Genomic DNA, 24,273 nt, shown 5'->3' on the forward strand with positions numbered 1-24,273 from the left:
GACTTAGATAAAAAATGAAGTTTAATTTCGTTACAGGATAACAACAGAATAATTTTTCTGTCAAAATAAGGATCATTGTGAGTTTTAAACTTGTTCTCTCATCATTCATCTTATTGGTTTTTTTTCAGTCTGAAATTTGCTTTGCGGATCCCAATCAAATTAAAACCACTACAACTCTGGAAGAGATTAAAGCTGCTTATAAAAAGAAAAATTTCGATCAAACGATTAAACTGAGTCAGGATTATTTAAGAGCCTTCCCTAAGGATGTTGATGTTTCTCTGTATAAAGGATTAGCTTTCAGTCAATTAAATCAATGCGATAAGGCTATCTCTGTTTTTAACCCTGTTTTGGATAGTTATCCACAATATCTGGATGCCAGATTAGGCTTAATTAATTGTCTTTTAAAAAGTAATAGTTATAGTCAAGCTCTTGAAACAGTTGACCAAGGACTGACCATTAATTCTCATCATAGTGAACTCTTATTTTTGAAGGCCAAAATCTTATTTTTACTGAATAGAAAGCAAGAAGCCAAGGCAGTTTTAAATCAAAATTTGAAATATAATCCTGGAAATCAACAATCAATCCTATTGTTAAACAATATGGAGAAGGAAGAAAAAAGTGAGAGCGCCAAACAGTTTGTCAATGAGATGAGCTCAACCCAAACGTCCAAAAGAGTCCTGCTCGCAGGCAGAAGAAACTTGGAATTAGTGACAGATGAAGTCAAACGTCCTAAATTGATAATGGGAGTTTTTACGGACAACATGTCTGTTAATATCCCCAGACAATATTGGAATTTGTCCAATTTCTACGGTTACTGGGTTAATTCTTTAGGAGCTTTTGGTGGCTCAGTGAATTATGCTACGCGCTATAATCAGAATGCGACACAATTCGAAGTAGATGCTTATCCTAATATTGGCAAATATGCAACTCTGGATTTGACCTATGCTTATGCCAATAAGCCTGAGTTGTTTCCTGATGAATTGGAGAGTGGAGAACTGCATATTTATTTCCCTTATGAAATAGATGGCTCCTTTGGTGGCGCGCACAGGGAAATTGCTCATTTTACTCTTAATTCAGTGACAGGAAGTATTAATAAATTCATAGGCAATTACTATTTTAATTTTCGCCCAATCCATTTTATTCCTGGCTCAGGTCCAACTTCAACTTTATATCGCTTTGGAGTACGTCGATATGGGGAGGATCCCAATCAATACATTGGATTTGTATATATGGATGGAACATCGCCAGATTTAACGGATTTATTAACAGTTGATTTTATTAAAATAAAGGATCGATTGTTTCTTTTCGAGGTTCAGCAACCGCTTAATAAAACAATTTCTATTCAATATGGAATAGGTTATGAGGAAATGTTGTATCCCAAACAACTTCTTCGCACATTAGTGCATTTCGATCTTGGATTAAAAGCGGGTTTCTTGTGATGATAATAAATGAACTTCAATTCAGTCTCATTATTTATTTTATCACGATTGAATTTATTATTATTTTATCTTTTATAATTGCTTCCTATATTTCAAAATTATATTTTTTTATAAAGAAAAGAAGAAATAAAAAGGCTTATGATAACTTACAAGACCTCATTCTCCAAAATAAACCTATTCCTTCCTATTTAGCAAAAAATGTTGAAATAGGGTTACGTGTATTAAAAAAAATTAAACCAGAAGATGTTCCTGACTGGGAAGAAAAGAGAATTGAAATCATACGTGATCTAATGTTACCCCAAGCACGTCAGTTCATTAATAGAAGGTCATGGGAAAAAAGATATCTTTTAGTATTGTGTTTTGATTATTATATTAGCTCTAAGGACTATAGCTTACTTATCAAATTAATTAAGGATAATAACCTAATAATTAGTTTTAATGCCATGAGAGTTGCTTCGAAAATAGGGCATCCCGAGCTTTTAAAAGAAATATTAGAGCGATTGAAATCTGAGGCCCATATTTTTCATGCTTTTGCAATTCATTCATTGGCGGCATCCCCTGAGTTGATCAAAATTATTGGAGAAGTATTAACTTCAACGGATAATCCTTGGCTGAAAAAAATTTGTTATGAAATATTGCGAGTGACAAGCAGTATTCCTGAGTATTTTGATATTACCAAAGCTGATTGCTATAACGAGAATATTAATGTTCGCCTTGCCGCTATTCGTGTTTTGCCATGCATAGATAAAAATCGTTATCTTGATACTTATAAACAACTTATTCATGATAAAAATTGGATAGTTCGTAATGTTATTGTGAGGACTTTAGGGGAGTTACAAGATCCTGCCTCCCTGGATCTATTAAAAAGCTCACTAAAAGATAAAGAATGGTGGGTTAGAACGAATGCTGCGAAAACTCTGTCATATTATGGTGTTTTAGGCCAAAAAATTCTTCAACAATATAAAGATGACAGGGCAAAAACGACTACCGGTGAAGCAGATTATTTTTTAAAAATTCAACAAACCAGGAATGAAGCGGATGATGATTAATCTTCTTGTTTTTATTAACTTGTGTATTCTTTGCTATTTTATTTTTTCCCTGGTTGCTTATACTATTCTTTTAATTTATTCTTTTCCTGAAATCATAGCCAGCTATAAACTATCAAAATACACCAATATTTATTCGATTATAAATAAAAAACATTTGCCACCAGTAACGGTGCTTATACCGGCTTATAAAGTGGGGCAAACTCTTGCAAATGCTGTTTGGTCTGCTTTGAAATCAGAATATCCAAATCTCTATGTCATTGTTATTTTGGATGGTGATCCCGACGGTAAAACTTTTAATGCAATCACAGAAATTTTTAAATTTGAAAAGCTTGAACTTATCAATGAAGAGCCTATTAAAACAGCGAAGGTAAATCAGGGATATATCTCTAAAACACACTCCCACCTTATGTTAATCGATAAAGAGCATTTTGGGGTAGGTGATGCTTTGAACGTTGGATTAAATTTATGTTTTACTCCTTATGTTATGGTTTTGGACGCCGATTCCGTCATGGAACCAGATGCTATATCAGAAATGATTCATTATATGCTTAGTAATGAACATACTATTGCCGTTGGTGGAGGAGTGTATTTGTTAAATGATTGTAAGGTGCATCAAGGGAAAATTGTTGAAGCTAACTTACCAAAAAGATGGATCTCAGCATTACAAATTAATGAATATATGCGGTCTCATTTATTTAATCGTACCGCATGGAATCGTTTTGGTGGCACTATGTCTTATTCTGGGACAGCGACTCTTTTTCAGCGTCAAGCACTTTTAAATGTAAATGGTTTCGATACCAGTAATTTTTCACAAGATGCAGAAGTTATTATAAAACTCCATGAATATTACCGTCGTAACAAGATAGATTATCGGATAGGGTTTACTCCAAAGGCTGCTATCTGGACAATGACACCAAATAATATCAAATCGTATACTATACAACAGAATCATTGGAGAAGAGGTCTATTGCGCTCTACTCTTCGTTATTGGTATATGTTTCTAAACCCCCGTTATAAAATACAGGGTTTGATCAGTTACCCTTTCTATATGTTACTTGAAATCCTGGCACCTTATGTTGAATTTACAGCTTATGTTTGTGTATTTATCGCATACTATATTGGGATTCTAAATGGGTATTCTGCGTTGCTTTATATGATTCTCGCCTGGGGATTCAGTTCTTACCTCAGTTTAGCCAGTGCCTTTATTAATCTGATAACCTTTAACAAATATCGTAAATTTAATGATGTACTTAAAATTTTTGGTTTATCCATAATAGACATGGTAGGTTTCAGACAGTATTTGACTACAGTTAAAGTATGGGCTTCATTTCACTACATCATTAATAGAATATCAGGTAAGCCTCAATAGAATAAAAAGATAAATTTCTACTCGAATTTAAAATTATGATGAATAAGATACATTAAAAGAATTTGCTATAATTTAAATAATCTAGCAACTGATAGATGATATGAGAAATAACATTGAAACACCAGAACAACCAATTGAGTATCCAGAGGAGCCATCAGAGTACCCTGAACAACCTTTAGAGTATCCTGATAATCCAGAGCCTTTGGAGCCAGGCTATCCTGAATTACCAGAGCCCGAGCCAGTCCAAATACCGGAGCCCGGATTTGAGTAATTGCAATTAATTATGCATCAGTTCCTGTAATGCTTTCCCGATGTTATCAGCTCTCATTAAACTTTCTCCAATCAAAAAGGCATTAATTCCATGGGATTGCATTAATTTTATGTCTTCACGGGTGTTAATTCCGCTTTCGGTAATAATAATTTTATCTTTAGGGGCCAGTTGTTTTAATTGGATACTCAACTGAATGTCTGTTTTAAAGGTGTGAAGGCTGCGGTTGTTAATGCCTATAAGAGGGGTAGGTAAGCGTAAGGCTCTTTCTAACTCATCTTGCGTGTGGCTTTCAACCAAAACAGACATTTTAAGTTCTTGAGCCAGTTGGCAAAAATCCATTAATTGCACATCATCCAATAAGGCGACAATCAACAAAATACAATCAGCGCCCAAGACGAGACTTTCGTAGATTTGATAAGAATCAATAATAAAATCTTTACGTAATACGGGTAAAGTACTTTTTGATTTTGCCAAGGCTAAATAATCCGGATGACCCTGAAAAAACTCAATATCCGTTAAAACAGATAAGCATCTTGCACCATGCTGAGTATAAGTTTTGGCAATTTCTGCAACATTAAAATCTTTTCGAATTAAACCCTTGCTTGGAGAAGCTTTTTTTATCTCAGCGATGATTGCCGGGGAAGCATTGGATTTTAAAGCGGTTGTGAAGTCACGTATTTCTCCCGGCCGTTGTTTTGACAGAACATGCAAAGGTTTGTTCTTTTTCGCGACTGCAATTTCCTCTAATTTATGCTGAGCTATGCGTTCTAGGATACTATTCATGATTTGATTCTTTATTTAAAGTTTGAGTCAATAAACGAAGTTTGTTAAAGCAATCATTTGCCTTACCACTATCAATAGCAATTCTTGCTTCCTCTATGGCCGCATCAAACGATATATCATCTTTGGCACAATAAATGGCTGCGGCAGAATTGAGAAGGACTATATCTCGAGCTGGGCCAGAATCACCGGAAAGTACTGATTGAATCAAATGCAGACTTTGTTCCGGTGAGTCCACTATGATTGCATCTAAAGAAGAATGCTTTAGACCATAATCTTCAGGAAAAATGAACCATTGCTTAAAATGTCCATCACGGTATTCAACCACTTCGCTTTTGGCCGCAATACTAATTTCATCCAGTCCATCCTGGGAGCTTATTACTAATGATCTTTCACTACCCAAATTAGCCAGAACAGTGGCTATTGTTTTGAGCCAACTCGTAGAAAATACACCAACAACTTGTCGTTTTACCTGAGCCGGGTTAATCAGCGGGCCAAGTAAATTAAATAAAGTCCTTATTCCTAATTGTTGTCTTGCAGCTCTCGCATGTTGCATGGCAGGATGATAATGGGGAGCAAACAAGAAAGCCAATTGACATTGGTTCATGCAGTCTTGTACATGTAAGTCAGAAAGATTGAGTATAAATCCAGCTTGTTCTAATAGATCAGCGCTGCCACTTCGGCTTGAAACAGAACGGTTACCATGCTTTGCAACCTTTATCCCTGCCGCAGCTGCTACAAAACCACATGCTGTCGATACATTAAAAGTATTTCTTCCATCTCCGCCAGTGCCAACTATATCAATGAGATTATTTCCTAAATCTATTTTGTGGGCTAATTGTCTCATGACTTTAGCAGCTGCAGTAAGCTCATTGACGGTTTCGCCTTTCATGCGCATTAATACCAGAAAGGTTGCAATTTGCACATCACTAAACTCACCTGTCATACAAGCATGGATGATCTCTTGCATCTGTTCTGAGCTCAAATCCTGTCGGGATAGAAGCTGTTCAAATAGAAGTTTGGGTTTCATAACGTAAAAAATTCTCGAGTATTTGTAAGCCAAATTGACTTAATATGGCTTCAGGATGAAATTGTAGACCAAAAAGAGGAAATTGACGATGTGATATTGCCATTATTGTATTGTTTGCCCATGCATCTATCGAAAAGCAATTGGGCAAGCTCATGATATCTACAGCTAAAGAATGATACCTTGTCGCTTGAAAGTGATTCGGTATTCCTTTAAATAAGCCCTGGTAATGATGGGTAATTTCTGAAGTTTTACCATGCATGATTTCTGACGCTGGAATAATTTTACCTCCAAAAGCCTGAGCTATGCACTGATGGCCAAGACAAATACCCAATATCGGGGTATGTCCATGAAATTCCTTAATAACTTCTATAGAAACTCCTGATTCATCAGGAGAGTTGGGGCCTGGTGAAATGACTATGTATTGTGGAGCTGATTTTCGGATAGCATCAATTTGAATTTGGTCATTTTTAAAAACGACCACTTCTTGATTCAGGCTCTGGAAATACTGGACCAGGTTATAAGTAAATGAATCGTAGTTATCAATAATTAGCAACATAATATAATTAAAAATGTATTTTTTAAATTAGGCTACAAAGCAAATTCTTCACCCAAATAGACTTGCCTTACTTGCTGATTGGCGAGTATGGCTTCCGGGGTTCCTTCGCAAAGAATTTTTCCCTGACTGACAATATAAGCGCGTTCACAAATGTCTAAAGTCTCTCTTACGTTATGATCTGTAATTAAAACCCCTATGCCTTTATCGCACAAATGCAAGATAATTTTTTTGATATCGATTACAGAAATTGGATCAACTCCTGCAAAGGGTTCGTCAAGTAAGATAAAGGATGGCTCTATTGCCAGAGCTCTTGCAATCTCAACACGCCTTCTTTCACCGCCAGATAATGCCATGCCCAAGCTGTTTTCTATGTGGGAAATATGAAACTCTTGTAAGAGGAGATCCAGCTTTTCTTCCCGCGTTTGATCATCTAAATCTTTTCTTAGTTCCAGAATTGCCATGATATTTTCGGCAACAGTAAGCTTTCTAAAAACAGAGGCTTCTTGCGGAAGGTAACTAATACCGTGCCTTGCTCTCAGATGCATAGCATCTTGAGTTATGTCTTTTCCGTTAAGAATAATGTGACCTTCATCACAGGATTGCAGACCTACAATCATATAAAAACAAGTGGTTTTACCCGCTCCGTTAGGACCCAACAACCCTACACATTCACCTTGCTTAATGTGAATGCTGACACCATTAACAACCGTTCGGCCCTTAAATGATTTTTTTAATTGTTTGGCTTCTAGTAAACTCATGATTTCTTTTCAGGATAAATAATGATTGTCGTTCTTGTTTTTTCGTCACTATGAGATAAAACATGTTGTTCCTGAGTATCATAACTAATTTTGGCCGCTGAAAGAGAGTTGGGTCCCTGCTCTATGCGAGCGTTCCCTATTAATTCGATTAAATGTTTGAGCGGGTAATATTTTATAGTATCCGCATAGGCATGGAATGGGGGTTTATCCGGGGCTGTTGTAGTCCAATAATGAGCTTGCTTATCTTTAGAGCCTTCAGCGATAGCTAAAGTAAGCTGATTTTTGGCATCCCCTTGAGTAATGGCTTTTGCTGCACGTAAATTGGTTGAGCCTTGAACGAATTCAACATTTCCTATATAGACTCCCTGATGGTTTTTTTGATTTAAATCCGCTGAATCAGAAACCACTTGCACCATTTTTTCCTTATCAAACGGAAGGGCGTTTCCTGAAATAGAGCACAACATCAACAATAACAGTATAATGTATTTAACCTTTAGCTGGGTCATAACTACCTCTGGCTTTATGGAGTAACTCTACTCTTTTCTCATCCAAATAGGCATTCATTCCAGTAGACTGTATAATATTGCCTGGTTGTTCAAAGGTTACAAAAAGACTTGTTGTTGCTTTTTTTTCCTTGGGGTAATAAGTGATTTCTTCAGTTTTTAAAGTACTTTCCCGAGTGCTTTCCCCGGGACTTTGATGAACCACTACTTGCTCGATAAATGTAATTTGTTTACCACCGTCAAATGATTTTGCCCGTAATGAATTGATTTCCCATGCCGGTTGATTGTCTTGCTTAATAATAATATGAGGGTTTTTAAGCAAATGAAGATTATTGTTAGGAATATATTCTACCTGTGGAGTGGTTAATAAGTTAATTAACACACCTTCTGAATTAAATTGCTTTACGGTAAGCTGCGAAATCGTTGTGTCAACTTCATTTGACAACGTTTTCTTATTGATAATAGCCTGATTAAAATGAGCATAATACCAACCCGAGCCTGCTAAAACAAGCAAGGTCAAGAATAGCCAAATTGCTTGCTTGGTAGTATTCATTGTTTTAAATAGCCTGTGATTGCTAATTCTGCTTTATTTTGTGCGTTAAGAATTAAGTCACATAATTCACGAACCGCACCTCGACCACCAGTTCGCTCTGTCCTCCAATCCGCAAATTCGAGAACCTGAGGCACGGCATTACTCACCGCAACACCTAATCCCACTTGTTGTATTAAAGGTAAGTCAGGCAAATCATCACCAATATAGGCGAACTCTTCATCATTGAGGCCTAATGTTTTTTTTAGATGTTGGTAAGCGTTACGTTTATCAACCTGACCTTTATAATAATGAGTTATACCTAATTGCTCCATTCGATGGTCAACCACAGTGTTTTGTGCAGTGGTAATGATTGCGACTTGTATCCCGGCAGCCATTAATAATTTTAATCCCATTCCATCTTGTACATGGAATGATTTCAGTTCATTACCGTGATTATCAATGTGAAGAAGACCATCACTGAGCACACCATCGACATCACAAATAAGACATTTAATTTTTTTCGCTTTTTCCAATAAGTCGTTCATTCTTTTCTCTATATATTAAAAAACACCTGCTTTTAGCAAGTCATGTAAATGGAGTACCGCATAAGGTCTATTATCATTTTCAACTACCACCAGGGATGTGATGCTATATTTTTGCATGATTGCTAAAGCTTCGGCAGCCAACATGCCTTTAGGAATGGTTCTGCAGTTTTTAGTCATGACGTCCTTAATTAAAGTGGTGTTGATATTAAATTGACGTGTCAATGTTCGACGTATATCTCCATCAGTATATACACCCACTAAATAGCCATGCTTGTCTACAACACAAGTCATTCCCAGTTTTTTATTCGTGACTTCAATTAAAGCGTCACTCACTGTGGCGTTTTCATTCGCTAATGGAAGTTGCTCTCCTGTATGACATAAATCATCTATTCTTAGCAAGAGCTTTTTGCCAAGTGTTCCTCCTGGATGGGAAAGGGCGAAATCTTCTGCGCTAAATCCCCGTGCTTGTAAAAGAGATATAGCCAATGCATCTCCCATAACCAGCGATACAGTAGTGCTGGTTGTTGGAGCAAGACCTAGTGGGCAGGCCTCTTGTTTAATACTGACATCTATATTGATATCGGCCGATTTAGCCAGAGTTGATTGTTTATTACCGGTCAATGCAATTAAGGGTACTTCAAGCCTTTTTAATAATGGAAGCAACGTAACTATTTCATGGGTATTACCCGAATTGGAAATGGCAACAACTATATCCTGACGGGTTATCATGCCTAAGTCTCCATGACTTGCCTCCCCAGGATGCATAAAAAAAGCAGGGCTGCCAGTGCTGGAAAAAGTAGACGCCAGTTTATTAGCTATGTGGCCAGATTTCCCCATGCCTGTGACGACAATGCGCCCTTTGCATGATAAGAGTAATTCACAAGCTTTTTCAAAACGTTCATCAATTCGTTGAGTTAGCTCAAATACAGCTTGTGCTTCAGTTTCAATAACTGCTAGTCCAAGTGTGCAAAAGTTCATAGGCCGTTGCGTTGTAATTTTGTTTGGCTTTCATTCTAACATAATGCATTTAAATGATGTACCCTATATTTGAGTAACTGATACAATTGTGTAATATTTGAATAGGTTGTTGGTATCTTAATACGGTTTAATATGTAGTGCTTATAATATTATTTTTGGATTAAATAAAATCCAGTTTTCTCTCTTTTTGCGAAAAATGAATTTTATTTGAATTTTATGAACAATTATTGAAAAAATTGGTTGTGTAAAAAAAATTTTATAAAGTTTTTTTTAGTGGAAACGCAATTATTAAACACATTTTTATTTATCCAGTATATACTTCATTAAAGAGATAAAAAAGCATTACCTGTCTTTGATAGATATCGAACTGACATCATTACCCGTTAAAATAATAATTGGATAATAAAGCATGCCTGATAATTGGGTTGAAATAAAAAATCTATTCTTTAGCCTTGATGATCGCTGCATTTTTGATGGCATTGATATGGTAGTGAAACAAGGCAAGATTACCGCTATTATGGGACCCAGTGGTTCTGGAAAGACTACTTTACTGCGGTTAATTGGTGCGCAATTAACGCCTGATAGTGGCCAAATTTATGTCAATGGCCAGAATATCCATCAATTATCCCGCAAAGCGCTTTATGAAACCAGGCGAAACATGGGATTGCTTTTTCAAAGTAGTGCCTTATTTACTCATCTTTCAGTATTTGAAAATGTTGCTTTTCCACTAAGAGAACATACTGAATTAAATGCATCCATGATAAGAAACATTGTATTAATGAAACTAGAAGCCGTTGGTTTGCGTGGAGCTGCGCATCTAATGCCTGCTCAATTATCCGGGGGGATGTGCAGGCGAGTTGCATTAGCCAGAACCATTGCCCTTGACCCTGTGTTAATGATGTATGATGAGCCTTTTACGGGGCAAGACCCAATTTCTATGGGAGTATTGGTCAGGTTAATACAACGATTGAATCAATTATTGCATACTACTACTATTATCGTATCTCATGATGTTGAAGAAACGTGTTCAATAGCAGATTACATCTACTTAATATCAGGAGGTAAGATTATAGGTCAAGGTACGCCGGAAGAATTAAAGCGATCTATTGAACCTCAGATAAGACAGTTTATGCATGGAGAAGCGGATGGGGTAGTTCCATTCCATTATCCGGCGAAGCCGTATACAGAGGAGTTATTAAATGCTTGATACAATCGCGCGCTTGGGTAATCGAGGTGTACGAGCCTTACAAGGTATTGGCAGTTCAGGACTGTTTTTATTTTCTATGTTGTTTAGAAAGCCTAATGTTTTGAGGTTATGGCCATTAGTACGTTATCAGCTTTATTTTATCGGTGTATTGTCTTGTTTAATTATTGTGGTATCAGCCTTGTTTATTGGTATGGTAGTAGGGCTTCAGGGGTATAATACGTTACAAAAATTTGGTGCTTCAAGTCAATTAGGCCAATTATTAGCTTTAAGCGTCGCCAGAGAATTAGGACCTGTAATCAGCGCTCTATTGTTTGCAGGGCGTGCTGGGTCGGCTCTTACAGCTGAAATTGGCTTAATGAAAGCAACAGAGCAGTTATCCAGTATGGATATGATGGGAGTGGATCCTTTAGGAAGAGTGGTTTATCCGCGTTTTGTAGCAGGATTTATAGCGTTACCTATACTTGCTTTGATTTTTTCTGCAGTAGCTATATATGGTGGTTATTTTATTGGTGTTTACTGGTTAGGTGTGGATGCAGGGAGTTTTTGGTCTAATATGCAAGCTGCAGTAAATTTTCGTATAGATATCTTAAGCGGGATTATAAAAAGCTTGGTTTTCGCATTTGTGGTCACCTGGATTTCTGTATTCCAAGGTTTTGAGTGTGTGCCAACAGCTGAAGGCATCAGTCATGCTACAACTAAAACTGTAGTATACTCATCGCTTGCTGTATTAGGTCTTGATTTCTTGTTGACTGCAATGATGATTGGAGATTGGTAAATGAAAAAGCAACGTTATGTGGACATTAGTGTAGGAATCTTTATGTTGCTTGGGCTGCTTGCATTATTAGTAATGGCGATGAAAGTGAGTAACATTACTGATTTTATGTCCGATAAAACCTACCGTGTCACAGCAGATTTTACTGATATCGGTGGTTTAAAAGTGCGAGCTCCAGTGACCGTTGCGGGTGTTCGTATTGGTGAGGTCAGTCGAATTGAGTTACAGCCAGGTGAGCTCAATGCAAGAGTGACTATGACTTTGAATAGTGATAAAAAGATTCCTTATGAGGATGCGTCTGCACGAATTTTGACCGAAGGCTTGCTTGGTTCGAATTATATTAGTATTGTTCCCGGTTTTGACGAGGACGGTGACAAAGAGCATCCCTATTTACGTGATGGAGATACCATTGCAAAGACTCAGGAAGCAATTATTCTTGAAAATCTTATAGGCCAATTATTATTTAATATAAAAAAATAGGTGAACCATGAGAGTTTTTAAAACAATTTTATTCGTTGTATTGACGACATTATCTCAAGCAATGGTTGCTCAAACCTCTCCTATTCCTATGTTAGAACGTGCTGCTAATCAAATTATTTCTGTTCTTAAAGAAAATAAAGCACGTTTGAAAAGTAATCCTGAGATTATTTACAAAGCAGTTGAGGAGAATCTAGTACCTAACGTTGATGTGGCGGGTATGTCTCGTTCCGTTCTGGGCAGGCAAGCCTGGAGTAAGGCAACCGAAGCGGAAAGAATTCAGTTCTCAAAAGCATTTACTCGCTTGGTGATTCGTACTTATTCCAGCCCATTGGCCCAATATTCCGATGAAACAGTGCAGTTTTTACCCTTACGTGGTTCTTTAAATAGCCGGTTTATTCGTGTAAATAGCGTGATTGTGCGCTCTGCGGGGCAAAACATACCATTGAGTTATAGTCTTGTATCCAAGAATGGGAAATGGAAAATTTATGATATCAGTGTTGAGGGTGTTAGTTTGTTGCAAAGTTTTAGATCGCAATTTGCACAGGCACTGCAACATTCAAGTATCAGTCAAGTGATTAAGGAAATGCAACAAAAACAAATTAAGAAGGCTTCCTGATTGTGGAAATTAATAACTTTAAACCTGGCGCTGAGCTTACATTTAAATCAGTGGTATCGGTTCGTGACAAGCTTTATAAAGCTTTAATGGACGATACCAGAGAAAAATTTTGCCTTGATTTAAGCGAGGTGACTCATTGCGATAGTGCTGGGCTTGCTTTAATTATTGAAGCTAGAAAATTATGTAAACAAAGTAATAAGGTTTTTGAAGTAATAGGAATATCTCCTGAAACTCAATCCCTGGCTGAATTCTGTGGAGTGAAAACTATTTTACAAACATCTTGAAACAATTCTGAGTCAGAGCTATTTATTATTCCATAGAACTTATCCCTTTAGAGCGCTAGGATCTATCGACATTTCTACTATCTTGGCTTTAAAACGTTGGTTTTCTGTGCTCCGTTGCTTAAAAATCAAGGTCTTGAGTTTCAAGCCAGAGAAAAGTTAACAGACTCTAGTTGTCCTCCTGAATTGATAAATTCCCCTGAATTATGAGGTAATGTTGTGACAAGCGAAAAAATCCAAATCTATAGAAAATGAGGGAATACACGGAATTTTTGATAATGATTTAGTCGTATCTATTAATTTTTATCAATAAAAGTATAAAAAATTTGTATTTATTTTAATTAGTGAGCTAAGTTTATGTTAAGTAATGAAGAAATTGAACAAAGACTTAATGAAATTGACGATGTATTTTATGTCAAGGTAGAAGGGGATGGTTATCAATATCAGGTAACTGTAGTGACCGATATCTTTCTTAATAAGTCTAAAGTAGCGAGACAGCAATGGGTTTATGCCCAGCTTAAAGACTTTATTACCACCGGTAGGCTTCATGCTATCAGTATGAAGACATGGACAAAAGAAGAATGGGGGAAGCAACATGGATAAATTATTGATTAATGGTGGTAAAGCATTACACGGTGAAGTAGTCATTTCAGGAGCAAAAAACGCTGCTCTTCCAATCATGGCTGCCAGTCTATTAGCCAGTGATCATGTCACCATATCTAATGTACCTCATCTTAAAGACATCACCACCATGATGGAACTGTTAGGCCAATTAGGAGCTCATTTAATTGTTGATGAAAAGATGAATGTTCAGGTTGATTCCAGCCAAGTCAATGAATTTGTCGCTCCTTATGATCTGGTCAAAACAATGCGTGCTTCCATTTTGGTATTAGGCCCAATGCTGGCTCGCTTTGGTAAGGCAGATGTTTCTTTACCTGGTGGATGTGCCATTGGAACAAGACCAGTTGACCTGCATTTAAAAGCATTAAGAGCTATGGGGGCTGACATTACTGTTAAAAATGGGTACATTAATGCTCGTTGCAAAAAAGGACGTTTGCAAGGTAAACGCTTGATGTTTGACACAGTTACTGTCACAGGAACTGAAAATGTATTAATGGCCGCTGTGTTGGCAGAAGGCATTACGACAATTAAAAATGCTGCGCGTGAACCAGAAGTGGTGGATTTGGCTAATTTTCTGATTCAAATGGGAGCGAAAATAAGAGGCGCAGGTACTTCAACTATTGAAGTGGAAGGTGTTGAGTCATTAAACGGAGGGACTTACTCAGTCATGTCCGATAGAATAGAGGCTGGCACTTATTTGGCTGCTGGGGCACTTACTCGTGGTCAAGTTACAGTTAAGAAAGTACGTCCTGATACTTTATTGTCCCAATTATGTAAATTTGAAGAGGCAGGCGCAGAATTAACTATTGGTGAGGACTGGGTTAGTTTAAATATGCATAACAAGCGTCCTGAAGCGGTTAATATTTCTACCGCCCCTTACCCTGCATTTGCAACGGATATGCAGGCTCAATTTATGGCAATGAATTCTGTAGCAGAAGGTTCTTCAACTATTGTAGAAACTATTTTCGAAAACCGGTTTATGCATGTTCAAGAGTTACAGCGAATGGGAGCTAATATCCAACTTAATGGAAATACAGCCATCGTTCATGGTGTAGAAAAATTAACAGGCGCACCGGTTATGGCTACTGATTTAAGGGCATCAGCCAGTTTGATTCTTGCGGGCCTGGTCGCTGAAGGAGAAACAGTAGTTGAGCGCATTTATCATGTGGATAGAGGTTATGAGCGAATAGAAGAAAAATTATCTCTATTGGGAGCAGACATTAAGAGAGTTTCTGACAGGTGATTACAAGAGATGAATTAGGCCTTTTTTTGCTGGATTTCCTGAATTGTTCTCAATACCAGGATTACGCGCCTAATGGAATTCAAGTCGAAGGCAAAGAAAACATCAAACGTGTCTGTACGGCAGTCAGTGCATCAGAGGATGTGATTTCCCAGGCTATTGAGCGGCAAGCTGATGCACTGTTGGTTCACCATGGTTATTTCTGGAGGGGTGAAAACCCGGTTATTTCCGGGATGAAACGTCGTAGAATCGCCAAGCTATTAGGTTATAACATGAATTTGTTTGCTTATCATTTGCCTTTGGATTGTCATCCCGAGTTAGGGAATAATGCCAGCTTGGCGAATTTGCTGTTAATAGATTCCCCTGAGATGCACAAGGTCAATAATACCGCCAATCTGCTTTGGTCTGGAAAATTATCAAAGTCAATGAACAGCGAACAATTTTCCAGTTTTTTAGAACATAAACTTGGTCAGTATCCTGTACATATTGCGGGAAATGAAAAAATGATTCATTACATCGCATGGTGCACAGGTGCAGCCCAAGACTTTATAGAAGAAGCTTATCAACTTGGAGTTGATGCTTATTTAAGCGGTGAGGTTTCTGAACGAACGTTCTATCAGGCTATGGAATTAGGCATACAATATTTTTCCTGTGGTCATCATGCTACGGAGCGTTTCGGTATTCAATCCCTCGGAGTTTATCTTGCAAACCATTTTGATTTGGAACATTGGTTTATAGATAGTCCTAATCCGATTTAAAAAGAACGGACTTACGAAAACCCCAATCTCTTTGTTAAAAAATGTTTTTAACAAAGAGATTGGTTTTTTTTGTAAGTCCTGAAGAATAGATCAGGATGAAATTGATGGAGTAAGTATTGACTGGAAGGAAGCCAAGAAAACTATACTTGCATTTTGCCATCAACAATATGGATCACTCTGTCTGCTGTAGCGGCAAAATTAACATCATGCGTTACGATGATCACTGCTCTTCCATATTCATGAGCAAGTTCTTTTAGTATATTTTGCACATTGGTACTTGAAGCGGTATCAAGATTTCCAGTTGGCTCGTCTGCCAGGAGCAATATGGGATCATTAGCCAGAGCTCGTGCAATAGCGACGCGCTGACTTTGCCCTCCGGAGAGTTGTTTAGGTAATTTTGATAATTGATCTTCTAACCCTAAGCTGGTTAAAAGTTTGGTAGCCCGGTCTTTCATTTCCCCCAGACTTAGTTTTCCTAAACGTTGCATAGGCAACATCACATTCTCCAGGGCTGTAAATTCAGGTAATAGAAAATGGAATTGAAAGACATAACCAATTTGAGTTAAGCGCAACCTGGTCAGTTTTTCTTCCTCATAAGTTGAAACCTCTTCATCATTGAGCCAAATTTTTCCTTTAGAAGGTCTATCAAGCAAGCCTAGCAAATAAAGCAGTGACGATTTGCCAGAACCTGAGGGGCCAGAAATTACTAAAAACTCACCTTCTCTGACTTCGAGATTTATCTCCTTGACTAAAGTGACTAGAACTTCACCTGATAGTTGACGCGAAAGCTCTGTTGTTTTTATGACAATGTTGTTCACATTCCCCCTCCTCGCAGGATATCAACTGGATGAACAAGCGCTGCCTTATGAGCAGGAAGAACTGCGGCTATGATTGAGGCGATCATCGCAAAAGCTGTTGCGATGGCAAATTGTAAGTAACTCCAATCGAGTGGCATATTAATCAATTCTGAACTTCCAGGTGGTTTGAATTGGACTTGCATGAGGCTGTACATCAGTCCACTTCCCAAAGGTAGTCCTAACAAACATCCAACAAGTCCAAGAAGAAAACCTTCTATGATAAAAATAAATTGAATATCCTGTTTCTGAAAACCGATTGATTTAAGTATGGCAATGTCCCTGTGCTTTTCCATTACTACAGTCGAAATAACATTATAAATTCCAAATGCAGCAACAATTAAAACAGCGCTAACTACGCTATACATAATGATATTTCGAATGACAAGTGTATTGAGCAAATCTTCCGATTTTTCCTGCCAGGAAATGGTTTTATAGCCTATCTCCTTTTCAATTTGAGCAGCAATTTCATAGGCCTGATAGGGGTTAGGCAGTTTTATAATAACGTTATTAGCGCGGTTAGGTCGGTTTAATAATGCTTGAGCCCGTTTAATACTAATAAAGGCTTGATTGGTATCAAAATCTGAACGTCCAGTGCGAAATACACCAAGAATTTTAAAAGTACGTATTTGGCCATTGGGTGCTGTCACAGTGATGTTATCATCTTTTGTGAGAGATAATTTACGCAAGAGTTCACTTCCCAGGACAATGCCATCGGAATTCACTATGAGATCATCAATCGAACCTGAAAGCATATAATTTTCGATAGTGGAAACTTTTTTTATCTCTTCAGGGATCATCCCATTCAAAGTGATTGAATAGTCTTTGCCCGCATAACTAATCAAGGCTTGCCCAATTAGGACAGGAGAAATAACAATTCCCGGGAGGGTAAGCGATAAATTATCTATTGTTTGTTCATACCCTCGAATTCCACGAGGTTCTGTTAATGGTTTTACACTGCGAATTTCAATAGCGCCTTGTTTGTATAGCTGTTGAATAGGTTGTATCCGAGGGTTTCGATATTCATCGATAATCGTAATATGAGGTGAATTATCCACTAAGCGCCTGATAAAATCTTTTTCAGATCCCTGCATCAGTGACGAAATTGTTAAAAAGAAGGCTACTCCCAATACAATTCCCATCAAAGAAACCAGGCTTTGTCGTTTGCGCGCAAGTAAATGTTTTAAAGCAATTTTTAAAAATAGCTTCATTATTCTTCCTGTTTCACAAGAATGAAACGTACTTTTTGTCCTTTTTTTAGCTTATGATCAGGTTTTAAGACAACCAGATCATTAATACTCACTCCGTTTAAAATTTCGATTTGTTTCAATCCTTTTGCGCCAATACTCACTGTATGTTGAGTGAGTTTCCCATCATCCTGTACAAGCCAAATTTTGTTTTCAGAAATACTGCTCACAGGCAGCAATAAGGCATTTTTCTTTTCATGGACAATAATATTGGTTTCAGCGGTCATACCAATTAATAAAGGATTATTTTCTATGAAGCTAATACGAACTCTATAACTTCTGGCTATTGGATCGCCTTTGGGGGTGATACTTTTTACGTGGCCATAAAAAATTTGATTTGGAAAAGCATCTGATCTGATCATCACTTTTTGCCCGACTCGGACCAATACAATGTCTTCTTCATCGACTTCAGCTGAAATTCTTAGGGGAGCACAGCAAGCAAGCCAAAATACTGGTTGATTTGCCGGGATTAGTTGCCCAACTTCACCGTCACGTTTAATGATACGACCATCTGCAGGGGCTATCAGTTGTAAGTAACTGATTTGAGCTTGTATCCTGCGTACTGCGGCGCTGGCAGCTTGCCATTCAGACAAGGTGCGATCATATTCATCTTTAGAAATGACTCCTTTTTTAACTAATTGAGCATTCCTATCGTATCTTATTTTTGCTAATTTTTCATGTTCTTTCAGTTCCTTTAAGTTCTGTTGCAAGTGTTCATCTTCCAGACTGGCTAATATCTGCCCCTTTACTACTTCTGAACCTTCATCTGCATTCAATTTGATAAGACGGGCTGTGTTTTGTGCGGCAATTGGCATCATGACAGTTGGTTCGACAGTTCCTGTGGCATAAACCGCTTGAATTGCAGTTCCATAAACAGGATGTACAACCTTGACCGTTCCAATTATCCATAAGTGGCTAATAAGCCCCATTATTGCAATTAAGGCTAAGCCTGAGACTGCAAAAATTAAATATTTTTTCATAAACGACTAGCCTATAATATGGGCTTTTAAAATGATGGTTGAAAAACTTATTTCATCAGAACTTATGCACCCCCCAATCTCTTTGTTAAAAAATGTTTTTAATTCAGTCATTTAGTTTAGATTAACTTCCCATTAAAAACATTTTTTGCCTTGACCTTGGGGTTTTTCGTAAGTTTTGTTCCTATGCTATTTATAACATTGTTTATAACCTTTGAAAAATTATCTTGATGGAGTCATTTTGTCTTTGGTACTCTTTAAATCATAGGCAGATATAGAAATCGCACTGGTTACAGTACTATTAAAAGAAGAATAAATCTCTCTTGTGCCTCCCAGTCATCCTACGCTAACATGTGCTAATACTTGGTAATGGATTGTTATAATGAGCAATTTTAGAAATTTCCTGGTTTTTATACTTTTATTTTTTTCTTTTTGCGGCCAGTTAGCAGCTTCAAGTAAACAGAATTTGGCATTTAGGAATTTTTGGCATCCTACTTATTTAGGGCAACGTCTTGATTACTGCACTTTAGATGGGAAAGAGTGTGGAAAGGATGTAGCGAACCGTTACTGCCAAATGCTGGGTTATGACTACTCCACTCAAAATGTCATTGCCTACAACGTAGGTTTAACCAATTATCTGGGCAGCAGAGCTCAGTGCAAAGGATGGCGTTGTAATGGTTTTATGACGATAGTTTGCGCTATTGGTTTATCACATACCCCTCCCAAACCGTATCATTATCGAGAGAAGAGATTTGCTGTACCCCGTTATAATGATTACCGGGTGGATTGGTGTTTGGAGCGCAATAAAGGTTGTGGTAAACAAGCAGCGAATTCTTTCTGTAATCGTATGGGATATATGCAAGCCAAGAATTTCGTTAAACAGACTCAAGTGAGTGCTACGAAGACCATAGGAAGCCAGGAATTATGTTTTGGCAATCAGTGTAATGCGTTTAAGATGATTATCTGTTATAGATAAAGCAATGGATTAGGCCGGTGATAGCTATGAAATTTAATGAGTATCAGGTTAGCTTGGTAATTTTTTAATTATAGAAATATGGTCTAATTCGATAGATTTTATGACGGTTAAAATAAAATTGTGACAATTATTTGACAGTTATTCATTATGTGTCCGATACTTTAAATTAAATGACTCAAACTTAAGGATAGGTTTATGAGGAGCAATGACAGGATTTATATTATCGATGATAATAAAGAACGTTGTGACAAGCTTCGGACTATTTTTGATTTTATAGGTCAATCCTCTGAGGTTACTCAATATGACAATTGGCAATTGAGTGTTAATCCTAATCCAAGTGTGATAGTGCTTGGAGCGTGCACCTCTTTTGAAAAAACGATGGATGAATTGGATGCATTAGTGAAACGATTTCCAAAGATTCCTATATTGGTTATTGACGCTGTGCTTTCTACATCTGAATGTGCAGACCGAAATGTTGTTGATTGTTTGTCATTTCCATTCAGCTACGCAAAAATGCTTAAGTCACTCCATAGATGTCAAATTGCTAAAGAGGCGGTTAAATTTATCACAGCTGGTACCCATAAAACCCCTTTGTTTAGAAGTTTGGTTGGAAATAGTGAAGGTATTCGTCAAGTTCGCAAATTGATAGAGCAAGTAGCTGATACGGAAGCCAGTGTGCTGATTTTGGGTGAATCAGGTACGGGTAAGGAAGTTGTGGCTCGTAATATTCATTCCCTTTCGTCTCGAGCAAATAAACCATTTGTCCCCATAAATTGTGGAGCAATCCCGGGCGAATTATTGGAGAGTGAATTATTTGGTCATGAAAAAGGTGCGTTTACAGGAGCCATTACATCAAGGCAAGGGCGGTTTGAGCTGGCCAATGGAGGAACTCTATTTCTGGATGAAATAGGAGATATGCCATTAGCTATGCAGGTTAAGTTGTTAAGAGTTTTACAAGAACGTTGTTTTGAAAGAGTAGGTTCAAATAAAAGCATTGAAGTGAATGTTCGGATCATTGCTGCTACACATAGAAATTTGGAAATTGCTATTCAAGAAGGGAAGTTTAGAGAAGATTTGTTTTACAGATTGAATGTATTTCCCATCGAAATGCCGCCGCTACGTAATAGAAGCAGTGATTTATCACTTCTTTTTAATGAGCTGGTTTCTCGAATTGAAGGTGAGGGCAGACCTACCGTTCGATTAATGCCCGATGCCATGGATGCTTTATGCGAATACAGTTGGCCAGGAAATGTGAGAGAGTTAGCTAATTTGGTGGAGAGATTATCTATTCTTTACCCTAATGGTATTATTGGTAAGAGTGATTTACCTCATCGGTTTCAAGGTGAATTCAAGCCATCCTATCCAGAGGTATCTGGATCAGAGCGTGAAACTCTGTTGCAAATAATAAAACAGGAATCAGTAGCCAATGCAGAAGGCATTGATTTAAAAGAACATTTAGTGAAGACAGAACTTGCTTTAATTAGCCAGGCTTTAGACGAGTCAGATTGGGTTGTTGCTCATGCAGCCAGCTATCTCAACATGAGAAGAACCACTTTGGTTGAAAAAATGCGCAAATACGGCTTAACACGACCGGAAAGAATGGAACGATAGATATCCTGATTACATCATATTATCTATTCGTTTTTTGCACAGGATTAATTCTCTTTTTCCTGTGTTTCTGCTGTATTTGATTCAGGTTTGTTTTCTGTTTTTGCTTCGGGCTGCTTGCTTTCAGCTGCCTTATCTTCAGCAGGTTTTTCTTCGGTACTAACAGGTTGCGCTCTTTTTTGCTTATAATCCTGAATTATTTCGCTTACGCTGGCTTTAATTCCTTTAAATAGTTTCGCAGTCATTGATGTTAATTCATTAAGATCTGGTAACTTCGATTTGAAATCACTCATGTCTTACTCCTCAGAAAAAAATTGTTATTCTTTAATTATATACCGAGATTTAATTTTTGGTTAATGGCAGATTTTGCAAATTTTTGCAGAGTAATTCATTAAGTTCTATGGATATCATCCACCTTTGAGCCTATGAGAAATCGATCTCGTTTCCTGTTTAAATCCATGGATGAATGAGTCTCATTGCCGGTTTAAGCAACTTACTGATAATTGGCAATTTGGCATGGACGGTTAATTTAAACGCATTAAACTCTGCCATTTTTTCTATTAAGTATTCATCACTTGTAGCTAATTTATCAACGAGCCGGAGATCAAAAGCGTCTTTTGCTATCCAATGTTCACCAGTTGCAACTTTGTCTATGTCAAGTTGACTTCTATTTTTAAGAACATACTCTCTAAATGCGGTATGTATTTTTTCCAAATCTTCCTGAAACTTTTTTCTACCTTTTTCTGTATTTTCTGCAAAAAGTGTTAAGGTCCTTTTGTATTCCCCAGCAGTTAATAACTCAACATCAATGTTGTTTTTCTTTAACCAGCGATGAAAATTAGGAATTTGAGCAACTACGCCTATAGAGCCTATTATTGCAAATGGGGCAGCAATTATTTTATTTGCTACGCAGGCCATTAAATATCCGCCGCTGGCTGCCATTTTGTCTATGCTGACAGTCAAAGGAATTTTTTTATCACGGATTCGCTGTAACTGGGACGCAGCAAGTCCATAACCATTGACGGCCCCTCCAGGGCTTTCCAACCTTACTAAAACCTCATCCTCAGGTTTTGCTATACTTAATACCGATGTGACTTCATCTCTTAGTTGTTCAACTTGGGTGGCTTTGATATCACCGCTGAAATCAATGACATAAAGAACCGGGCGCTTTGTTTTATCTTTTTTCTTTTTTCCGGGTTTTTTTCCTAAAATCTCTTTATTCATTAAGGCATTCAGGTGCTCATACTCTTCATTAAGAGAGGTAATTTCCAGTTTGGGTTTGGTTTTGCGACCCATAGAAAATATACCTGCCAGAAGAATGAGTAATGCGATGACGAGAGTGATGCATTTTAAGAGAAACATGCCATATTCACTAAGGAATTCCATCATATACCTTTGCAAAAAATAAAGCAGATTATGGCGATCATCCACTCACTTCGCAAGCAAAAATTAAATAACTTTTCACGAAGGCATTGGGGATTTTTCTTATGTCCTGTTATAGTTAGCCGAGTGTATCTAAAAATAAAGTGTTTTATGCTTGATGTGATTGAACTTGATTTTGACTATCATGACCAGCCCTTGTTGCAACAAATTTCTTTTCATCTTCCTGCTGGAGGCTTATTGCATTTAAAAGGTTCCAATGGAGCAGGAAAAACGACTTTACTTAAATTAATCGCGGGTTTGCTTAATCCTGAAAAGGGAGAAATTCTCTTCGAAAGGCAATCTATAAAAAAAGATCTATGCACCTATCAAAAGCAATTATGTTTTGTGGGGCATAGATCAGGGATTAATCCATATCTCACGCTAAGAGAGAATTGTTTATTTGATATCAATTATTCTCCATATGCATCAAGTATTCCGGAGTTATGCAGGTTATTTAATTTGGAACATCTAATTGATCACCCATGTGGATTACTTTCCTCAGGACAAAAACGACAAGTAGCTTTATTAAGATTATGGATGTCAAAAGCAAAATTATGGTTGCTTGATGAACCTTTGGTTGCTCTTGATGAGTTATCATTAGTTACGATTATCACAAAAGTCCAGGAGCACAGAGAAAAAGGGGGGGCTGTATTATTGACTTCTCATCAGGATTTGCCTTTAAACAAGGCGGATTATGAGGAGTATCATCTATGAATTTCACACTGCAATTATTCGCAAAACAGTTCCGGCGTGAACTATTAATCCAGGTGCGGCAAATCAGATATTTGGTTAATTCATGTTTATTTTTTTTAATGTTGTTGTTTATTTTCCCACTTACCTTAAGGCCAGAATTGATGTTGATGCGGACGTTTGCTCCCGGATTGGTGTGGATGGCTATTTTGTTATCCATGCTTCTTTCCTTAGAACGTTTGTTTCAACAAGATTATGAACAAGGGGTTCTTGAACAGTGGCTAGTTTCAGGGCAACCATTAAATCTACTTGTGACAGCCAAAGTTATGGCACACTGGTTGATATCGGTGACACCACTATTATTATTATCTCCCTTGATTGCAATATTATTTTCATTCAGTGTTTGGGAAACATGTATATTGTTATTGAGCCTTATTTGCGGGACGCCTGCCATATTATTTTTATGTGCGCTTGCAGCAGCTTTTGGTATAGGGATAAATCAGCGTGGAGCTTTGATGGCATTGATTCTATTGCCATTAACTTTACCTTTATTAATATTTGGCAGTGGTACTTTGAGCGTTGCCATGCAAAGTTTGCCGGTTAGCGGCTATCTGGCTTTATTATTGGCAATGTCTCTGTTGGCAGTTGGTTTTCTACCCTATGCGATTGCTGCTGTGATACGTATTAGTCATGTAGACTGAGTCTTGAACTAAA

At 37.5% G+C, this 24,273-nt stretch carries 29 protein-coding genes; 16 read left to right on the top strand and 13 right to left on the bottom strand.

Annotation, left to right across the window (positions count from 1 at the left end):
• The first annotated feature begins 77 nt into the window (after positions 1–77).
• The 4 genes from EL201_RS04370 (at position 78) to EL201_RS15630 (ending at position 4,128) form a co-directional block, all read left to right on the top strand.
• Complete coding sequence (locus tag EL201_RS04370; protein ID WP_050598259.1) at positions 78–1,439, top strand: YaiO family outer membrane beta-barrel protein; 1,362 nt, start codon at positions 78–80, stop codon at positions 1,437–1,439.
• Entirely contained in the window at positions 1,439–2,488 is a 1,050-nt protein-coding gene (locus EL201_RS04375; protein WP_027221194.1) for a HEAT repeat domain-containing protein, read from the top strand. The genes EL201_RS04370 and EL201_RS04375 overlap by 1 nt, the downstream gene beginning before the upstream one ends.
• On the top strand, positions 2,478–3,857 hold the full coding sequence (locus EL201_RS04380) for a glycosyltransferase family 2 protein (protein WP_231955158.1): 1,380 nt from the start codon (positions 2,478–2,480) through the stop codon (positions 3,855–3,857). Before EL201_RS04375 ends, EL201_RS04380 begins: the two co-directional genes overlap by 11 nt.
• 100 nt (positions 3,858–3,957) lie before the next feature.
• Complete coding sequence (locus EL201_RS15630; RefSeq protein WP_162839342.1) at positions 3,958–4,128, top strand: hypothetical protein; 171 nt, start codon at positions 3,958–3,960, stop codon at positions 4,126–4,128.
• Positions 4,129–4,134: 6 nt separating this feature from the next.
• Here EL201_RS15630 and trpC read toward each other — a convergent pair whose 3' ends face one another.
• From trpC to EL201_RS04420, 8 genes are read right to left on the bottom strand one after another with little or no spacing between them, the layout of a single operon-like run.
• Entirely contained in the window at positions 4,135–4,911 is a 777-nt protein-coding gene (gene trpC / locus EL201_RS04385) for an indole-3-glycerol phosphate synthase TrpC (protein ID WP_027221196.1), read from the bottom strand.
• Positions 4,904–5,938, bottom strand: a complete 1,035-nt coding sequence (gene trpD / locus EL201_RS04390) for an anthranilate phosphoribosyltransferase (protein WP_027221197.1) — start codon at positions 5,936–5,938, stop codon at positions 4,904–4,906. The genes trpC and trpD overlap by 8 nt, the downstream gene beginning before the upstream one ends.
• A complete protein-coding gene (locus EL201_RS04395) occupies positions 5,916–6,494 on the bottom strand; it encodes an anthranilate synthase component II (protein WP_027221198.1) in 579 nt (192 codons plus the stop codon). Before EL201_RS04395 ends, trpD begins: the two co-directional genes overlap by 23 nt.
• Before the next feature lie 32 nt (positions 6,495–6,526).
• Positions 6,527–7,252: an LPS export ABC transporter ATP-binding protein gene (gene lptB, locus EL201_RS04400; protein WP_027221199.1), complete on the bottom strand. Its 726-nt coding sequence runs from the start codon at positions 7,250–7,252 to the stop codon at positions 6,527–6,529.
• Entirely contained in the window at positions 7,249–7,758 is a 510-nt protein-coding gene (gene lptA, locus EL201_RS04405) for a lipopolysaccharide transport periplasmic protein LptA (protein WP_027221200.1), read from the bottom strand. Before lptA ends, lptB begins: the two co-directional genes overlap by 4 nt.
• On the bottom strand, positions 7,739–8,308 hold the full coding sequence (lptC, locus tag EL201_RS04410; RefSeq protein WP_027221201.1) for an LPS export ABC transporter periplasmic protein LptC: 570 nt from the start codon (positions 8,306–8,308) through the stop codon (positions 7,739–7,741). Before lptC ends, lptA begins: the two co-directional genes overlap by 20 nt.
• Positions 8,305–8,832, bottom strand: a complete 528-nt coding sequence (gene kdsC / locus EL201_RS04415) for a 3-deoxy-manno-octulosonate-8-phosphatase KdsC (protein WP_027221202.1) — start codon at positions 8,830–8,832, stop codon at positions 8,305–8,307. The genes lptC and kdsC overlap by 4 nt, the downstream gene beginning before the upstream one ends.
• A 15-nt stretch (positions 8,833–8,847) precedes the next feature.
• Complete coding sequence (locus tag EL201_RS04420) at positions 8,848–9,810, bottom strand: KpsF/GutQ family sugar-phosphate isomerase (RefSeq protein ID WP_027221203.1); 963 nt, start codon at positions 9,808–9,810, stop codon at positions 8,848–8,850.
• 409 nt (positions 9,811–10,219) lie between these two features.
• On the opposite strand from EL201_RS04420, the gene EL201_RS04425 reads away from it, so the two are divergent.
• The 8 genes from EL201_RS04425 to EL201_RS04460 all read left to right on the top strand — a co-directional run bounded on the left by EL201_RS04425 (position 10,220) and on the right by EL201_RS04460 (position 15,785).
• A complete protein-coding gene (locus EL201_RS04425) occupies positions 10,220–11,017 on the top strand; it encodes an ABC transporter ATP-binding protein (protein WP_027221204.1) in 798 nt (265 codons plus the stop codon).
• Positions 11,010–11,792 carry a lipid asymmetry maintenance ABC transporter permease subunit MlaE gene (gene mlaE, locus EL201_RS04430; RefSeq protein ID WP_027221205.1) on the top strand — a complete coding sequence of 261 codons (783 nt, stop codon included), beginning with the start codon at positions 11,010–11,012 and terminating at the stop codon, positions 11,790–11,792. Before EL201_RS04425 ends, mlaE begins: the two co-directional genes overlap by 8 nt.
• Positions 11,793–12,269 (top strand): outer membrane lipid asymmetry maintenance protein MlaD, encoded by a 477-nt coding sequence (gene mlaD, locus EL201_RS04435; RefSeq protein WP_027221206.1) that lies wholly within the window; start codon positions 11,793–11,795, stop codon positions 12,267–12,269.
• Between the two features lie 7 nt (positions 12,270–12,276).
• Entirely contained in the window at positions 12,277–12,885 is a 609-nt protein-coding gene (locus EL201_RS04440; RefSeq protein WP_027221207.1) for an MlaC/ttg2D family ABC transporter substrate-binding protein, read from the top strand.
• A 2-nt stretch (positions 12,886–12,887) separates the two neighbouring features.
• Positions 12,888–13,169: an STAS domain-containing protein gene (locus EL201_RS04445; protein WP_027221208.1), complete on the top strand. Its 282-nt coding sequence runs from the start codon at positions 12,888–12,890 to the stop codon at positions 13,167–13,169.
• 354 nt (positions 13,170–13,523) lie between these two features.
• A complete protein-coding gene (locus tag EL201_RS04450; protein WP_027221209.1) occupies positions 13,524–13,769 on the top strand; it encodes a BolA family protein in 246 nt (81 codons plus the stop codon).
• The gene (gene murA, locus EL201_RS04455; protein ID WP_011945960.1) at positions 13,762–15,030 is read left to right on the top strand and encodes a UDP-N-acetylglucosamine 1-carboxyvinyltransferase; all 1,269 of its coding nucleotides are present in this window, start codon (positions 13,762–13,764) and stop codon (positions 15,028–15,030) included. The genes EL201_RS04450 and murA overlap by 8 nt, the downstream gene beginning before the upstream one ends.
• Positions 15,027–15,785, top strand: a complete 759-nt coding sequence (locus EL201_RS04460; RefSeq protein ID WP_027221210.1) for a Nif3-like dinuclear metal center hexameric protein — start codon at positions 15,027–15,029, stop codon at positions 15,783–15,785. Before murA ends, EL201_RS04460 begins: the two co-directional genes overlap by 4 nt.
• A gap of 140 nt (positions 15,786–15,925) precedes the next feature.
• Here EL201_RS04460 and EL201_RS04465 read toward each other — a convergent pair whose 3' ends face one another.
• From EL201_RS04465 to EL201_RS04475, 3 genes are read right to left on the bottom strand one after another with little or no spacing between them, the layout of a single operon-like run.
• Positions 15,926–16,603: an ABC transporter ATP-binding protein gene (locus EL201_RS04465; RefSeq protein WP_027221211.1), complete on the bottom strand. Its 678-nt coding sequence runs from the start codon at positions 16,601–16,603 to the stop codon at positions 15,926–15,928.
• A complete protein-coding gene (locus EL201_RS04470) occupies positions 16,600–17,850 on the bottom strand; it encodes an ABC transporter permease (RefSeq protein ID WP_027221212.1) in 1,251 nt (416 codons plus the stop codon). The genes EL201_RS04465 and EL201_RS04470 overlap by 4 nt, the downstream gene beginning before the upstream one ends.
• Positions 17,850–18,866: an efflux RND transporter periplasmic adaptor subunit gene (locus EL201_RS04475; protein WP_027221213.1), complete on the bottom strand. Its 1,017-nt coding sequence runs from the start codon at positions 18,864–18,866 to the stop codon at positions 17,850–17,852. The genes EL201_RS04470 and EL201_RS04475 overlap by 1 nt, the downstream gene beginning before the upstream one ends.
• Before the next feature lie 379 nt (positions 18,867–19,245).
• On the opposite strand from EL201_RS04475, the gene EL201_RS04480 reads away from it, so the two are divergent.
• Positions 19,246–19,839: a hypothetical protein gene (locus tag EL201_RS04480; RefSeq protein ID WP_027221214.1), complete on the top strand. Its 594-nt coding sequence runs from the start codon at positions 19,246–19,248 to the stop codon at positions 19,837–19,839.
• Between the two features lie 195 nt (positions 19,840–20,034).
• Positions 20,035–21,450: a sigma-54 dependent transcriptional regulator gene (locus EL201_RS04485; protein WP_027221215.1), complete on the top strand. Its 1,416-nt coding sequence runs from the start codon at positions 20,035–20,037 to the stop codon at positions 21,448–21,450.
• A 44-nt stretch (positions 21,451–21,494) separates the two neighbouring features.
• Here EL201_RS04485 and EL201_RS04490 read toward each other — a convergent pair whose 3' ends face one another.
• Positions 21,495–21,740 (bottom strand): hypothetical protein, encoded by a 246-nt coding sequence (locus tag EL201_RS04490; RefSeq protein ID WP_027221216.1) that lies wholly within the window; start codon positions 21,738–21,740, stop codon positions 21,495–21,497.
• 157 nt (positions 21,741–21,897) lie between these two features.
• Positions 21,898–22,833 (bottom strand): protease SohB, encoded by a 936-nt coding sequence (sohB, locus tag EL201_RS04495; protein WP_027221217.1) that lies wholly within the window; start codon positions 22,831–22,833, stop codon positions 21,898–21,900.
• A gap of 147 nt (positions 22,834–22,980) precedes the next feature.
• Between sohB and ccmA the strand changes: the two genes are divergently transcribed.
• Together ccmA and ccmB are read left to right on the top strand one after the other, a co-directional pair.
• Positions 22,981–23,583, top strand: coding sequence for a heme ABC exporter ATP-binding protein CcmA (ccmA, locus tag EL201_RS04500; RefSeq protein WP_027221218.1), 603 nt, complete (start codon positions 22,981–22,983; stop codon positions 23,581–23,583).
• The gene (ccmB, locus tag EL201_RS04505; RefSeq protein WP_032828801.1) at positions 23,580–24,260 is read left to right on the top strand and encodes a heme exporter protein CcmB; all 681 of its coding nucleotides are present in this window, start codon (positions 23,580–23,582) and stop codon (positions 24,258–24,260) included. The genes ccmA and ccmB overlap by 4 nt, the downstream gene beginning before the upstream one ends.
• Positions 24,261–24,273: the final 13 nt, after the last annotated feature.

The sequence above is a fragment of the Legionella pneumophila subsp. pascullei genome (assembly GCF_900637585.1).
GTDB classification, from domain to species: domain Bacteria; phylum Pseudomonadota; class Gammaproteobacteria; order Legionellales; family Legionellaceae; genus Legionella; species Legionella pascullei.

Coding starts and splice junctions, on each gene's coding strand:
- EL201_RS04375 (WP_027221194.1), top strand. CDS start 1,439: ATGATAATAAATGAACTTCAATTCAGTCTCATTATTTATTTTATCACG.
- EL201_RS04380 (WP_231955158.1), top strand. CDS start 2,478: ATGATGATTAATCTTCTTGTTTTTATTAACTTGTGTATTCTTTGCTAT.
- EL201_RS15630 (WP_162839342.1), top strand. CDS start 3,958: ATGAGAAATAACATTGAAACACCAGAACAACCAATTGAGTATCCAGAG.
- trpC (WP_027221196.1), bottom strand. CDS start 4,911: ATGAATAGTATCCTAGAACGCATAGCTCAGCATAAATTAGAGGAAATT.
- trpD (WP_027221197.1), bottom strand. CDS start 5,938: ATGAAACCCAAACTTCTATTTGAACAGCTTCTATCCCGACAGGATTTG.
- EL201_RS04395 (WP_027221198.1), bottom strand. CDS start 6,494: ATGTTGCTAATTATTGATAACTACGATTCATTTACTTATAACCTGGTC.
- lptB (WP_027221199.1), bottom strand. CDS start 7,252: ATGAGTTTACTAGAAGCCAAACAATTAAAAAAATCATTTAAGGGCCGA.
- lptA (WP_027221200.1), bottom strand. CDS start 7,758: ATGACCCAGCTAAAGGTTAAATACATTATACTGTTATTGTTGATGTTG.
- lptC (WP_027221201.1), bottom strand. CDS start 8,308: ATGAATACTACCAAGCAAGCAATTTGGCTATTCTTGACCTTGCTTGTT.
- kdsC (WP_027221202.1), bottom strand. CDS start 8,832: ATGAACGACTTATTGGAAAAAGCGAAAAAAATTAAATGTCTTATTTGT.
- EL201_RS04420 (WP_027221203.1), bottom strand. CDS start 9,810: ATGAACTTTTGCACACTTGGACTAGCAGTTATTGAAACTGAAGCACAA.
- EL201_RS04425 (WP_027221204.1), top strand. CDS start 10,220: ATGCCTGATAATTGGGTTGAAATAAAAAATCTATTCTTTAGCCTTGAT.
- mlaE (WP_027221205.1), top strand. CDS start 11,010: ATGCTTGATACAATCGCGCGCTTGGGTAATCGAGGTGTACGAGCCTTA.
- mlaD (WP_027221206.1), top strand. CDS start 11,793: ATGAAAAAGCAACGTTATGTGGACATTAGTGTAGGAATCTTTATGTTG.
- EL201_RS04440 (WP_027221207.1), top strand. CDS start 12,277: ATGAGAGTTTTTAAAACAATTTTATTCGTTGTATTGACGACATTATCT.
- EL201_RS04450 (WP_027221209.1), top strand. CDS start 13,524: ATGTTAAGTAATGAAGAAATTGAACAAAGACTTAATGAAATTGACGAT.
- murA (WP_011945960.1), top strand. CDS start 13,762: ATGGATAAATTATTGATTAATGGTGGTAAAGCATTACACGGTGAAGTA.
- EL201_RS04470 (WP_027221212.1), bottom strand. CDS start 17,850: ATGAAGCTATTTTTAAAAATTGCTTTAAAACATTTACTTGCGCGCAAA.
- EL201_RS04475 (WP_027221213.1), bottom strand. CDS start 18,866: ATGAAAAAATATTTAATTTTTGCAGTCTCAGGCTTAGCCTTAATTGCA.
- EL201_RS04480 (WP_027221214.1), top strand. CDS start 19,246: ATGAGCAATTTTAGAAATTTCCTGGTTTTTATACTTTTATTTTTTTCT.
- EL201_RS04485 (WP_027221215.1), top strand. CDS start 20,035: ATGAGGAGCAATGACAGGATTTATATTATCGATGATAATAAAGAACGT.
- EL201_RS04490 (WP_027221216.1), bottom strand. CDS start 21,740: ATGAGTGATTTCAAATCGAAGTTACCAGATCTTAATGAATTAACATCA.
- sohB (WP_027221217.1), bottom strand. CDS start 22,833: ATGGAATTCCTTAGTGAATATGGCATGTTTCTCTTAAAATGCATCACT.
- ccmA (WP_027221218.1), top strand. CDS start 22,981: ATGCTTGATGTGATTGAACTTGATTTTGACTATCATGACCAGCCCTTG.
- ccmB (WP_032828801.1), top strand. CDS start 23,580: ATGAATTTCACACTGCAATTATTCGCAAAACAGTTCCGGCGTGAACTA.